The sequence below is a fragment of the Pseudomonas sp. Au-Pse12 genome (assembly GCF_021341665.1).
In the GTDB taxonomy this organism is placed as follows: domain Bacteria; phylum Pseudomonadota; class Gammaproteobacteria; order Pseudomonadales; family Pseudomonadaceae; genus Aquipseudomonas.
On record NZ_JAJTTH010000002.1, the window covers coordinates 570,598 to 582,791 of the forward strand.

Below are 12,194 nucleotides of genomic sequence, written 5' to 3' on the forward strand. Positions count from 1 at the left end.
CACCCGGCGGTTGGCCCGCCGGGTGATAGAACCATCAGCGCACAGGTGGTGCGTATTGGATGCCGCCGTTGTTCCACAGCGCGTTCAGGCCGCGGTCGATGGCCAGTGGCGTGCTCTTGCCGAGGTTTTTCTCGAACACTTCACCGTAGTTACCTACTTGCTTGACGATCTGTACTACCCAGTCCTTCGGCAGTTTCAGGTCTTTGCCGTATTCGCCGTCCGCGCCCAGCAGACGTGCTACATCAGGGTTCTTGGTGGACTTGGCTTCAGCCTCGACATTTTTCGAGGTGATGCCCGCCTCTTCGGCGTTGAGCATGGCGAACAGGGTCCACTTAACGATGCTGAACCACTCTTCGTCGCCTTTACGCACCACCGGGCCCAAAGGCTCCTTGGAGATGGTTTCCGGCAGTACGACATAATCGGTCGGGGTCGCCAGTTTGCTGCGCTGTGCATAGAGCTGGGACTTATCGGAGGTGAGCACGTCGCAGCGCCCGGACTCCAGCGACTTGGCGCTTTCATCGGAGGTATCGAAGGTGATCGGGGTGTATTTCAGGCCATTGCCGCGGAAGTAGTCCGACACGTTCAGCTCGGTGGTGGTACCGGCTTGAATACAGATGGTCGCACCGTCCAGCTCCTTGGCACTTTTCACCCCCAGCTTGTTGTTCACCAGGAAGCCGATGCCGTCGTAATAAGTGACGCCGGCGAACATCAGGCCCATGCCCGCGTCGCGGGAGCTGGTCCAGGTGGTGTTGCGCGACAGCACGTCGATTTCGCCGGACTGCAGCGCCGTGAAGCGCTCCTTGGCATTCAACTGGCTGAACTTGACCTTGGTCGCGTCGCCGAATACCGCGGCAGCCACCGCGCGGCAGACGTCGGCATCGATGCCGAGGATCTTGCCTGTAGCGTCCGGTACCGAGAAACCCGGCAACCCGTCACTGACACCGCACTGTACGAATCCTTTCTTCTGTACTGCATCGAGGGTCGCACCCGCCTGTGCGAAACCGCTCATACCCAGAACCGTAGCCGCCGTGACGACGGCCAGGGTGGATTTCAACATCTTCATTAAAACCTCCAATTTTGCTCTTGTTGTGTCGGAGCTTGAGTCCTGCCGCGCCCTCTTGAGGCGCTGACCCGTGTAGGCTTTTTTATAGGGTCAAGCGGCGTAAGACCTTCGCTATGAGTCTAGTAGGAGAAATCCACGTAATGGGGGGCCTACTTCTCACCAATCGGCCGAACGGGCTGTAGCCCTTCGCAGTTCGCAGAGCCCGTAGCGGCCATTGGCGAACCTTTATCAGAGGAGGTTGGCTATCCCATCGACGGCGGTAGCCTGCTAGTGTTACCGCCGGCGGAAAGGGCGTTCACTTCGATTCCTCTTTCTGCCTCATAGCAAAGCCCGTACCACAGTCACGGCTAAAGCGTTTCAGCCAGTGGTCAATAGCAAAACGTTCAACCGGGCGACATCTTCTTCACCGATCAACCGGGCGCGCCCCTCAATCACGCACCCAATCAGCGCGCACGCACATAAATGGAGCAGCCATGACCGAGCCCTTGATTCTTCAGCCCAGCAAGCCCGCAGATGCCTGTGTGATCTGGCTTCATGGCCTGGGAGCGGACCGTTACGACTTCTTGCCGGTGGCCGAGATGCTGCAGGAAACCCTGCTGAGCACGCGCTTCGTCCTGCCCCAGGCGCCGACCCGGGCAGTGACCATCAATGGCGGATATGCCATGCCCAGCTGGTACGACATTTTGGCCATGAACCCGGCTCGTGCGATCAGTCGCGAACAGCTCGAAGAATCGTCTGATGAGGTCATCAGACTGATCGAAGAACAGCGCACCAGCGGAATAGACGCATCACGCATTTTCCTCGCGGGGTTCTCCCAAGGTGGCGCTGTTGTGCTGCACACCGCCTTCCTCAAATGGCAGGGGCCACTGGGTGGCGTACTTGCCCTGTCCACCTACGCCCCGACCTTCAGCGATGAACTGCAACTTTCGGCCAGCCAGCAGCGGATTCCGGTACTGTCGCTGCACGGCCAGTACGACGAAGTGGTGCAGAACGCCATGGGCCGCACCGCCTATGAGTACCTGAAGCAGCATGGTGTCACCGTGACATGGCAGGAATACCCAATGGAACACGAGGTGTTACCAGAGGAAATCCGCGACATCGGCACCTGGTTGAGCGAGCGTTTACGCTAGAAAATCCGCCTCCCGCGCCCCCGGCGAGCAACAGACTACGCCGCGCCCGTTTCTTGCATTACACTGGCCGGCGTACATTCCTTAACCAATTGATGAGATGACCGTGCTCAAAGCACTCAAGAAAATCTTCGGTAAAAGCGAGGCTGAGCCGCTCGCGCCAAGCCCCAGTGCCCCTTCCCCCAGTTCCAGCAGCCGCAATGACGGCCGTCAGCCGGAACGGAGCGCACCCGCTACCGCAGCTAAAAAAGAACCGGTGAACACACCGGCCGCCCCTTCTGCTCCCAAAGCGCCACGCCAAGAGAAGCCCAAGGCCGAGCAACCCAAGCCTGAGCAGCCGCGCCGTCCGCGCGCGCCAAAACCGCCGGTCAGCACCTGGAAACTCGAAGACTTCGTGGTCGAACCCCAGGAAGGCAAGACCCGCTTCCACGATTTCAAGCTGGCACCGGAACTGATGCACGCCATCCAGGACCTGGGCTTTCCTTATTGCACGCCGATCCAGGCCCAGGTGCTGGGCTATACCCTGGCGGGCAAGGATGCCATCGGCCGGGCCCAGACCGGCACCGGCAAGACTGCGGCATTCCTGGTTTCGATCATCACCCAGCTGCTGCAAACCCCGCCGCCTAAAGAGCGCTACATGGGCGAGCCACGGGCGCTGATCATTGCCCCGACCCGGGAACTGGTGGTGCAGATCGCCAAGGACGCCGCGGCGCTGACCAAGTACACCGGCCTCAACGTCATGACCTTCGTCGGCGGCATGGATTTCGACAAGCAGCTCAAGCATCTGGAAGCCCGCCACTGCGACATCCTGGTGGCCACCCCGGGCCGTCTGCTGGACTTCAACCAGCGCGGCGACGTGCACCTGGACATGGTCGAGGTGATGGTGCTGGACGAAGCCGACCGCATGCTCGACATGGGCTTCATCCCGCAGGTGCGGCAGATCATCCGCCAGACCCCGCCCAAGAGCGAACGCCAGACCCTGCTGTTCTCGGCCACCTTCACCGATGACGTGATGAACCTGGCCAAGCAATGGACCACCGATCCGGCGATCGTCGAGATCGAAGCCGAGAACGTCGCCAGTGAAAACGTCGAACAGCATATTTATGCCGTGGCCGGCGCCGACAAGTACAAGCTGCTGTACAACCTGGTCACCGACAATGGCTGGGAACGGGTCATGGTCTTCGCCAACCGCAAGGATGAAGTGCGGCGCATCGAAGAACGCCTGGTACGCGATGGGGTGAACGCCGCCCAGCTGTCTGGCGACGTGCCGCAGCACAAGCGGATCAAGACCCTGGAAGGCTTCCGCGAAGGCAAGATCCGGGTGCTGGTGGCCACCGACGTGGCCGGTCGCGGCATTCACATCGACGGCATCAGCCACGTGATCAACTTCACCCTGCCGGAAGTGCCGGACGACTACGTGCACCGCATCGGCCGTACCGGGCGTGCCGGGGCCGACGGCGTGTCCATCAGCTTCGCCGGCGAGGACGACTCCTACCAGCTGCCATCGATCGAAGCCCTGCTGGGACGCAAGATCAGCTGCGAGATGCCGCCCGCCGAACTGCTGCGCCCTGTAGAGCGCAAACGCCCGCAAGCCTGATAACGGGCACACCAAAAAAACGCAGCCATCACCGGCTGCGTTTTTTTTCGCCTGGATATTGCCCGCAAAAACTAAAAGTCCATAATGGACAAATTAGTTTAATTTGATGGGAACCCTTGCATGTCCAGCACGCCCTACCTGATTGCCCGGCCCGAAGCTCGCCAGTTGCTCGGGCAGATCGACGTCCCGCGGATTTTGCGCAAACTGTTCCGCGACCTGGCCGCCGGGCTCGCCGTACAGCCGGCGCAACAGCTGGTGGAGTTTCCCCAGGGCGCCGGCGACTTCATCAACTACCTGGGGGTGCTGGCTGAAGATCGGGTGTACGGGGTCAAGACTTCACCCTACATCGTCCGCGCCGAAGGCCCGCTGGTCACCGCCTGGACCCTGCTGATGTCCATGGACAGCGGCCAGCCGCTGTTGCTGTGCGACGCCGCCGAACTGACCACCGCGCGCACCGCCGCGACCACGGCGGTCGCCGTCGAGGCTCTGGCCAGGCCCGAGGCCCGGCACCTGACAATCATCGGCAGCGGCGCGGTCGCCCAGGCTCACCTGCACTATGTGAAAGATCTGCGCCAATGGCAGAGCATCCGCCTCTATTCCCCAAGCCTGGCTCGCAAGTCCGCCGAGGACCTTGCGCGGCTCAAGGCCCTCGACCCACGCCTGCAACTGGTCCCCGAGCTGGAAGAGGCGCTCAAAGACGCCGACGTGATCATGCTCTGCACTTCGTCCGCCGGGCCGGTGATCGATCCGCGCCGCCTCGGCCAGCCGGCGCTGATCACCTCCATCAGCACCAACGCGCCACGGGCCCATGAAGTACCGCCCGCGGCCCTGCCGGAACTGCAGGTCTACTGCGACTACCGGCGCACCACCCCGGGCTCGGCTGGAGAAATGCTGATCGCCAGCGAACAGCACGGCTGGGACAGCGCAGCGATTCTCGGTGACCTGCCCGAGCTGCTCAGCGGCCAGGCCCGGCGCCCCAACGCCGAGCGCCACGTGTTCTTCCGCTCCATCGGCCTGGGCCTGGAAGACATCGCCCTGGCCAATGCCCTGTACCACTTGCAGCGCCAGCCATAAGCCCCGTCACCTGCATCTTTTCCGGAGTTATCAATGACCCAGGCAGATTTCATCATCATCGGCGGCGGTATCGCCGGGGCCTCCACCGGTTACTGGCTGTCGCGCCACGGCCGGGTCATCGTGCTGGAACGCGAGTCGCACCCGGCCTACCACTCCACCGGCCGCTCCGCCGCGCTCTACACCGCCGCCTATGGCACTGCCCAGGTGCGCGCCCTGACCCTGGCCAGCCGGGACTTTTTCGACCACCCGCCAGAAGGTTTCTGCGAACACCCACTGCTGACGCCACGGGGTGAAATGACCGTGGACTTCAACGGTGACCCGGCCGAACTGAACAGTCAGTACCTCAGCGCCAAGGCCACGGTGCCGGAGATGCAACGCCTGAGCGCTGACGAAGCCTGCGCCCGCCTGCCGATCCTGCGCCGCGAAAAGGTCCACGGGGCCCTCTACGACCCCAGTGCCAGCGACATCGACACCGACGCCCTGCACCAGGGCTACCTGCGGGGCATTCGCCGCCATCAGGGCCAGGTCCATACCGACCATGAAGTGCTGGGATTGCGCCGTGATGAACAAGGGCTGTGGCAGGTCCAAACCAGCGGCCAGACCTTCAGCGCCCCCCTGCTGATCAACGCCGCCGGCGCCTGGGCCGACCAGATCGGCGCCATGGCCGGCGCCCGCCGCCTGGGCCTGCAACCCAAGCGCCGCGCGGCGTTTATTTTCGCCGGCCCGGAAGGGCTCGATACTCACCACTGGCCGATGCTGGTGAGCCTGGACGAATCCTTCTACATGAAGCCCGACGCCGGCATGTTCCTCGGCTCGCCGGCCAACGCCGACCCGGTCGAACCCCATGATGTGCAGCCCGAGGAGCTGGACATTGCCCTGGGCATCTACCAGATCGAAGAGGCCACCACCCTGAGCATCCGACGTCCGACCCGGACCTGGGCCGGCCTGCGCAGCTTTGTCAGCGACGGCGACCTGCTGGCCGGTTTCGACCCACAGGTGCCCGGGCTGTTCTGGGTTGCCGGGCAAGGCGGCTACGGCATCCAGACCTCCCCGGCCATGGGCCAGGCCAGCGCCGCCCTGGTGCGTGGCCAGCCGCTGCCGGAACAGCTGGCCCGCTTCGGCCTCACGCCCGCCATGTTGTCCCCTGCCCGCCTCGGCTGAAGGCCCTCAAGATGACGCGCCCGAACGATTGCGGCACACTCCCAGCGCCCGCCAACGGCGGGCGCCGATGCCGCCTGGAGTACGACCCATGACCTCACCCGCAAAGGACCCTGCCCTGGACAATTTCCGGGCGATTGCCGATGCCATTGCCACGCTGTTCTTCCCTCACGCCGAGGTGGTGCTCCACGACCTGCGCACGCAGAAGATCGACTACATCGCCAACAACCTGTCCAAGCGCGAAGTGGGCGACGACGCGGCCCTGGAAGACCTGCTCAGCGGCGACAGCGAGGAACGCAACATTGGCCCCTATGAAAAGCTCAACTGGGACGGTCAGAAGATCCGTAGCCTCAGCAGCGTGCTGCGCGACAGCCAGGGCCAGCCAATGGCCGTGCTGTGCATCAACCTGAACATCTCGCTGCTGGAAAACGCCAAGGCGGCGCTGGACCTGTTTCTCTCACCGAGCAAACTGATTCCCCAGCCCGACTCGCTGTTTCGCGACGACTGGCAGGAACGCATCAACACCTTCCTGCACAACTGGCTGCGCGAACGCCAGCTGGGGCTGAACCTGCTGACCCGCGACCACAAGCGCGAGCTGGTGCTGGCGCTGCACGCCGAGGGCGCCTTCAAGGGCAAGAGCGCCTCCAACTACGTGGCCAACGTGCTGAACATGGGCCGGGCCACGGTGTACAAGCACCTGAAGGAATTGAAGGGACAGTAAATGATCGCGAGCAAGCCCGCCCCTACACGCAATTGCCTATCCCTGTAGGAGCGAGCTTGCTCGCGAAAGCGCCCTCAAGAACGCCGTACTCTCTCAATCTCCATAAATATCCGACTTGAAGTACTTGGCCTGGATCTTCTGATACTCACCCTTGGCGCGAATCTCATCGATGGCCTTGTTCAACTCGCCCACCAGTTCACTGTTGCCCTTGCGCACCGCGATCCCCGCGCCTTCGCCAACGTACTTCGGATCCTTCAACTCGGGCCCGACAAAGGCGTAGTCGGCGCCGCGTGGCATCGACAGGAAATCGTCCAGGGGAATGGTGTCGGCGAAAATCGCGTCCAGGCGCCCCGCCGCCAGGTCCATGTAGATCTCTTCGTTGTTGCTGTAGCGCACCACCTTGATGCCCTTGGGCTCGAAGACCTCGGTGGCGAAGCGATCGGTGGTGGTGGAACGTTGCACACCCACGGTCTTGCCCTTGAGGCTGGCGTACTGGTCATCCACCACCGCGCCCTTCTTCATCACCAGGCGCGACGAGGTGAAGTAGTACTTGTGGGTGAAATCCACCGATTTGCGGCGTTCCGCGGTGATGGTCATGGAGGACAGCGCGGCGTCGATCTTCTTCACCTTCAACGAGGGAATCAGGCCGTCGAACTCGCCCTCGATCCACTCGCACTTGACCTGCATCTGCGCGCACAGGGCATTGCCGATGTCGTAGTCGAAACCGCCAATCTTGCCGTCGGCGGTCTTGAAGGCGAACGGCGGATAAGCCGCCTCGATGCCCAGGCGCAGGGTTTTCTCGGCAGCCATCAGGCTGCTGCACGCCAACAGGCTCAAGGCCAGGCCACTGATGAGGGGGAATTTTTTCATGTTCGTTCTCTCGCGGGTTGTTGTTGGTTTGGCAAGACAGAAGGAAGGGGTGAAACGGGAGACGCAATATTTGTACTTGTAATTCCATACTGGACTTTTACGTACATATCGTCAACGGCGCGCGCAGCGACTTGTCCCCAGCGGTCGGCGGGAACAGTCGCAGTCGATTGCAGGTTGGATTACGGCGGGCTCAGGCCCCGCCGGCAGGCATCAGGGGATCAGTCTTTCCAGCGCTCGGCCGCAGCGTGATCACTGTCGCGGCCTTCCACCCAGCGCGGGCCGTCGGCGGTGTTTTCCTTTTTCCAGAACGGCGCCCGGGTCTTCAGATAATCCATGACAAAGGCGCAGGCATCGAAGGCCGCCTGGCGATGGGCACTGGCCGCGCCGACGAAGACAATGGGCTCGCCCGGCTCCAAGGCGCCGATGCGGTGCAGCACTTCCAGTTGCAGCAGTGGCCAGCGCTGCTCGGCTTCAGCCGCGATCTTGCCCAGGGCCTTTTCGGTCATGCCCGGGTAATGCTCCAGGAACATCCCGTGCACGTCCTGGCCGTCATTGAAGTCGCGCACGTAGCCGACAAAACTGACCACCGCGCCAACCCCGGTATTGGCGGCATGCATAGCGTTGACTTCGGCGCCGGGATCGAAGGCCGCGGCTTGCACACGAATCGCCATCTCAGCCTCCAGTCACGGTGGGGAAGAACGCCACTTCATCGCCGTCCGCCAGGGGTTCGTCCAGCTGGCACAGATCCTCGTTACGGGCGCACATCAGGTTCTGTTCGGCGAGCACGGCGGCCCCATCACGGGCCAACAGCGCCTGGCGCACATCGTCGACACACGCAAACGCCCCTTCGATCTCCAGGGCATCGAGCCCCAGCGCCTCACGGTAGCGGGCGAAAAACCTGACCTGGATCTTCATGCGTCAGCCACCCGGTATTGGCCGCTCTTGCCGCCGGTTTTCTCCAGTACCCGCACGCCTTCGATGATCATGCCGCGGTCCACGGCCTTGCACATGTCATAGATCGTCAACGCGGCGACGCTGGCGGCGGTCAACGCCTCCATCTCCACCCCGGTCTGCCCCGACAGCTTGCAACGCGCCACGATGCGCACGCTGTCCTCGCCTTCGGCACTGAGTTCGACCTTGACGCTGGTCAGCAGCAGCGGGTGGCACAGGGGAATCAGTTCGCTGGTCTTCTTCGCCGCCTGGATCCCGGCGATGCGCGCCACGGCGAACACATCGCCCTTGGGGTGACCGCCACTGACGATCATCTGCAAGGTTTGCGGGAGCATGCGCACCCGGGCTTCGGCCACCGCCTCGCGAAAGGTCACGGCCTTGTCGGTGACGTCGACCATATTGGCGCGCCCTTGGGAATCGAGATGAGTCAGCACGGTGTTACTCCTGATCAGGTGGGCCGATTGTAAACCTGCGGGTCAATTTTTCGCACGGGGCATCTGCCAGCGCGAAACGGCAATCAGCCCGACGAATAGGGCGCATCAGAACAACGAATTGGAGCCCGGTCGTGGATAAACGTACAACAGCGCCTACATCCAAAAAAGGAAGTCGCTTCATGGCCTTGTTCGTTTCGATCCTGCTCAGCCTGCTCGCCGGTTTCGCCGTGCCCCTCCAGGCCGGGACCAACGCCCGCCTGGGCACCCTGCTGGGGCATCCACTGTGGGCCACCGGTGTTTCGCTGCTGGTCAGCCTGCTGGTGCTGGGGGTCCTGCTGCTGTTCATCAAGGTGCCCAAGCCCAATCTCATGGCCGCCCTGCAAGGCCCCTGGTGGATCTGGATGGGCGGCCTGGCCGGAGTGCTCTACATCACCGTCGCGCTGTTGATGGCGCCACGCCTGGGGGCGCTGAATTTCATCATGGTGGTGATCATCGGCCAGTTGCTGATCTCGCTGATCATCGACTACTTCGGGCTGGTGGGCCTGCCACGCAAGGACATCAGCCTGCAGAAGCTGATCGGCGTGCTGGTGGTGATCGGCGGCTTCGTCATCACCACCCGTGGCTGAGGTGCCGCCTCAGTCCTTGGACACGCTGGCCAGCCTGACCTGCTCACGCAACCAGCGATGCGCCAGGTCATCACCGAAACGCGAATGCCAGATCTGCACGAACTTGAAGGGCGCAATGTTCAGCGGTGGGGTCAAGCGCAGCAGCCCCTGCTGCAGCGGGACTTCATCCAGGGTACGGCTGGCTACGGTGAGGATCAGGTCGGTGCCACGGATCATGTTCGGCGCCGCCCCCCAATGGGGCACGCTGACCGCAATCTGTCGCTGCAGGCCTTCGTCTGCCAGGCGGTGATCGACCTCACCGTTGAAGCAACCGTCCATCGACACCTGCAAATGGGGACGCGCCAGATAGGCGCTCAAATCCAGGCTTTGCTCCGCGCCCAACGTGCTGCCATCCACCAGGCAAGAGAAGGTCTCTTCGAACAGCACCTCCTTGACGATCTCTTCCCCAAGGCTGGGAAACACCCCCAGGGCCAAGTCAATCTGGCCCTGGGCAATCTGCTCGAACATCTCGTGGCGGCTGCCCTGGGTCACCACCAGGCGCATCAACGGCGCCTCACCGCGCAGGCGCACCAGCAACCGGGGAAGCACGATGGCCGCACCGTAATCCGACATTGCCAAGTGAAAGATCCGCTGAGAGGTGGCCGGATCGAAGTCCAGGGATTTGCCGAGCAAGGTCTCGATCTGGCTGAGAATCTCCTTGAGGGGCGCCTGCAGGCTACGGGCCAGCGGGCTGAGCAGCACGTCGTTGCCCTGGCGGATCAGCAATGGATCATCCAGTAGCACCCGCAGCTTGCCCAGGGAATGGCTGATGGCCGGCTGGCTCAGGTGCAGGCGCTCGCCGGTGCGGGTCACATGTTTTTCCGTCAGCAAGGCATCGAGGATTACCAACAGATTCAGGTCGATATTGCGCAGAGAAACACGGGGCATCCGGTATTTTCCAACTGGGACATGCTCGGCGGCGGGAGCGCAGGATAACCCGGGGCCAGGGCCCGGATGCAAAACGGGCGACCCGAAGGCCGCCCGTGCTGGAAGGGATTGCCGTTACAGATGGCTCTCCGCGTACTCCGCCAGGATCGAGCGCGGCACCCCTTGCAGGGTGATGTGCACACCGTTGGGGAAGTCCTTGAAGCGTTCGGTGAGGTAGGTCAGGCCCGAGCTGGTGGCCGACAGGTAAGGGGTATCGATCTGTGCCAGGTTGCCCAGGCACACCACTTTGGAACCGGCGCCGGCACGGGTGATGATGGTTTTCATCTGGTGCGGGGTGAGGTTCTGGCATTCGTCGATCAGGATCAGGCTCTGCTGGAAGCTGCGACCACGAATGTAGTTCAGGGATTTGAACTGCAACGGCACCTTGCTGAGGATGTAGTCGACGCTGCCGTGGGTGTTCTCGTCGTCCATGTGCAGGGCTTCGAGGTTGTCGGTGATGGCGCCCAGCCAGGGTTCCATCTTCTCCGCCTCGGTGCCCGGCAGGAAGCCGATCTCCTGGTCCAGCCCCTGCACGCTACGGGTGGCGATGATGCGCCGGTAGCGCTTGCTGACCATGGTCTGCTCGATGGCCGCGGCCAGGGCCAGGATGGTCTTGCCGGAGCCGGCGGCGCCGGACAGGTTGACCAGGTGGATGTCCGGGTCGAGCAGCGCGTACAGCGCCAGGCCCTGATAGATGTCACGCGGTTTCAGGCCCCAGGCTTCCTGGTGCAACAGGGGTTCCTGATGCAGGTCGAGGATCAGCAGCACATCGGCGCGGATTTCCTTGATCCAGCCGACAAAGCCCTGCTCGTCGATGATGAATTCATTGATATGCACCGCCGGCAGGTTGTCGATCAGCTGCACCTGGTGCCAGGTGCGGCCGTGGTCCTGGCGGGTTTCCACCTTGCTCACGCGGTCCCAGAACGAGCCGCTCATGTTGTGGAAACCATTGGGCAGCAGGGATACGTCGTCCACCAACTGGTCGGTGCTGTAGTCCTCGGCGGCGATCCCGCAGGCCCGCGCCTTGAGGCGCATGTTGATGTCTTTGGTCACCAGCACCACGGGCAGGTCCTTGTTGCGCGCGTGCAGGTCGATCAACTGGTTGATGATGATGTTGTCGTTGAGGTTTTCCGGCAACAGGCTGTTGGGCTCGTTGCGCTTGCTCATGAGGATCGACAGCAAGCCCTTGGGTCCGCTCTTGCCACGCTGGATCGGCACCCCCAGCTCGACGTCCTCGGGCGAGGCTTCGCCCAGGGTCTTGTCGATCAGGCGGATCGCCTGGCGGCATTCGGCGGCCACGCTGTGATGCCCGCTCTTGAGCTTGTCCAGCTCTTCGAGGACGGTCATCGGAATGGCAACGTGGTGTTCTTCGAAATTCAGCAGGGCGTTGGGATCGTGAATCAATACATTGGTATCGAGTACATAAAGGATTGGCTGGTTGGAAGAAGGGCTACGTCCGTGGTCATCCATACTCGGTCACCTTATGTGGGAGCCAGTCGACGCAATACCATGGGGTATCGCGCCTCGAAGGGCCACCGAATTCACCTGCGAGGTTCAGGTGACCTGCACACACAAGGAGTCTTGGGAGACGCCACCTGTGTCGCAGG

At 62.6% G+C, this 12,194-nt stretch carries 13 protein-coding genes; 6 read left to right on the top strand and 7 right to left on the bottom strand.

Features of this window, described 5'->3' with window-relative positions:
• Positions 1-34: 34 nt before the first annotated feature.
• The gene (locus LXM55_RS07215; protein WP_233319757.1) at positions 35-1,063 is read right to left on the bottom strand and encodes an amino acid ABC transporter substrate-binding protein; all 1,029 of its coding nucleotides are present in this window, start codon (positions 1,061-1,063) and stop codon (positions 35-37) included.
• 473 nt (positions 1,064-1,536) lie between these two features.
• Between LXM55_RS07215 and LXM55_RS07220 the strand changes: the two genes are divergently transcribed.
• The 5 genes from LXM55_RS07220 (at position 1,537) to LXM55_RS07240 (ending at position 6,740) form a co-directional block, all read left to right on the top strand.
• Positions 1,537-2,193 (top strand): alpha/beta hydrolase, encoded by a 657-nt coding sequence (locus tag LXM55_RS07220; RefSeq protein WP_233319758.1) that lies wholly within the window; start codon positions 1,537-1,539, stop codon positions 2,191-2,193.
• Positions 2,194-2,290: 97 nt separating this feature from the next.
• Positions 2,291-3,787, top strand: coding sequence for an ATP-dependent RNA helicase RhlB (gene rhlB, locus LXM55_RS07225; protein ID WP_233319759.1), 1,497 nt, complete (start codon positions 2,291-2,293; stop codon positions 3,785-3,787).
• 120 nt (positions 3,788-3,907) lie between these two features.
• On the top strand, positions 3,908-4,861 hold the full coding sequence (locus LXM55_RS07230) for an ornithine cyclodeaminase family protein (RefSeq protein WP_233319760.1): 954 nt from the start codon (positions 3,908-3,910) through the stop codon (positions 4,859-4,861).
• Positions 4,862-4,894: 33 nt separating this feature from the next.
• Positions 4,895-6,022, top strand: coding sequence for an NAD(P)/FAD-dependent oxidoreductase (locus LXM55_RS07235; RefSeq protein WP_233319761.1), 1,128 nt, complete (start codon positions 4,895-4,897; stop codon positions 6,020-6,022).
• Between the two features lie 88 nt (positions 6,023-6,110).
• Positions 6,111-6,740: a helix-turn-helix transcriptional regulator gene (locus LXM55_RS07240; RefSeq protein WP_233319762.1), complete on the top strand. Its 630-nt coding sequence runs from the start codon at positions 6,111-6,113 to the stop codon at positions 6,738-6,740.
• A gap of 93 nt (positions 6,741-6,833) precedes the next feature.
• Here LXM55_RS07240 and LXM55_RS07245 read toward each other — a convergent pair whose 3' ends face one another.
• From LXM55_RS07245 to moaC, 4 genes are all read right to left on the bottom strand, one after another.
• Positions 6,834-7,610, bottom strand: a complete 777-nt coding sequence (locus tag LXM55_RS07245) for an ABC transporter substrate-binding protein (protein WP_129405415.1) — start codon at positions 7,608-7,610, stop codon at positions 6,834-6,836.
• A gap of 218 nt (positions 7,611-7,828) precedes the next feature.
• Positions 7,829-8,281, bottom strand: a complete 453-nt coding sequence (gene moaE, locus LXM55_RS07250) for a molybdopterin synthase catalytic subunit MoaE (protein WP_233319763.1) — start codon at positions 8,279-8,281, stop codon at positions 7,829-7,831.
• A gap of 1 nt (position 8,282) precedes the next feature.
• Complete coding sequence (locus LXM55_RS07255; protein ID WP_233319764.1) at positions 8,283-8,525, bottom strand: MoaD/ThiS family protein; 243 nt, start codon at positions 8,523-8,525, stop codon at positions 8,283-8,285.
• Positions 8,522-8,995, bottom strand: coding sequence for a cyclic pyranopterin monophosphate synthase MoaC (moaC, locus tag LXM55_RS07260; protein WP_233319765.1), 474 nt, complete (start codon positions 8,993-8,995; stop codon positions 8,522-8,524). Before moaC ends, LXM55_RS07255 begins: the two co-directional genes overlap by 4 nt.
• 179 nt (positions 8,996-9,174) lie before the next feature.
• Between moaC and LXM55_RS07265 the strand changes: the two genes are divergently transcribed.
• Complete coding sequence (locus LXM55_RS07265; protein WP_047301890.1) at positions 9,175-9,621, top strand: DMT family transporter; 447 nt, start codon at positions 9,175-9,177, stop codon at positions 9,619-9,621.
• Between the two features lie 9 nt (positions 9,622-9,630).
• Here LXM55_RS07265 and LXM55_RS07270 read toward each other — a convergent pair whose 3' ends face one another.
• Both LXM55_RS07270 and LXM55_RS07275 read right to left on the bottom strand, forming a co-directional pair.
• Positions 9,631-10,548: a LysR family transcriptional regulator gene (locus LXM55_RS07270; protein ID WP_233319766.1), complete on the bottom strand. Its 918-nt coding sequence runs from the start codon at positions 10,546-10,548 to the stop codon at positions 9,631-9,633.
• A gap of 114 nt (positions 10,549-10,662) precedes the next feature.
• A complete protein-coding gene (locus LXM55_RS07275; RefSeq protein WP_233319767.1) occupies positions 10,663-12,057 on the bottom strand; it encodes a PhoH family protein in 1,395 nt (464 codons plus the stop codon).
• Positions 12,058-12,194: the final 137 nt, after the last annotated feature.

Bases quoted from the DNA above. Each gene is read 5' to 3' on its own strand.
- LXM55_RS07215 (WP_233319757.1), bottom strand. From the start codon at position 1,063: ATGAAGATGTTGAAATCCACCCTGGCCGTCGTCACGGCGGCTACGGTT.
- LXM55_RS07220 (WP_233319758.1), top strand. From the start codon at position 1,537: ATGACCGAGCCCTTGATTCTTCAGCCCAGCAAGCCCGCAGATGCCTGT.
- rhlB (WP_233319759.1), top strand. From the start codon at position 2,291: ATGACCGTGCTCAAAGCACTCAAGAAAATCTTCGGTAAAAGCGAGGCT.
- LXM55_RS07230 (WP_233319760.1), top strand. From the start codon at position 3,908: ATGTCCAGCACGCCCTACCTGATTGCCCGGCCCGAAGCTCGCCAGTTG.
- LXM55_RS07235 (WP_233319761.1), top strand. From the start codon at position 4,895: ATGACCCAGGCAGATTTCATCATCATCGGCGGCGGTATCGCCGGGGCC.
- LXM55_RS07240 (WP_233319762.1), top strand. From the start codon at position 6,111: ATGACCTCACCCGCAAAGGACCCTGCCCTGGACAATTTCCGGGCGATT.
- LXM55_RS07245 (WP_129405415.1), bottom strand. From the start codon at position 7,610: ATGAAAAAATTCCCCCTCATCAGTGGCCTGGCCTTGAGCCTGTTGGCG.
- moaE (WP_233319763.1), bottom strand. From the start codon at position 8,281: ATGGCGATTCGTGTGCAAGCCGCGGCCTTCGATCCCGGCGCCGAAGTC.
- LXM55_RS07255 (WP_233319764.1), bottom strand. From the start codon at position 8,525: ATGAAGATCCAGGTCAGGTTTTTCGCCCGCTACCGTGAGGCGCTGGGG.
- LXM55_RS07265 (WP_047301890.1), top strand. From the start codon at position 9,175: ATGGCCTTGTTCGTTTCGATCCTGCTCAGCCTGCTCGCCGGTTTCGCC.
- LXM55_RS07270 (WP_233319766.1), bottom strand. From the start codon at position 10,548: ATGCCCCGTGTTTCTCTGCGCAATATCGACCTGAATCTGTTGGTAATC.
- LXM55_RS07275 (WP_233319767.1), bottom strand. From the start codon at position 12,057: ATGGATGACCACGGACGTAGCCCTTCTTCCAACCAGCCAATCCTTTAT.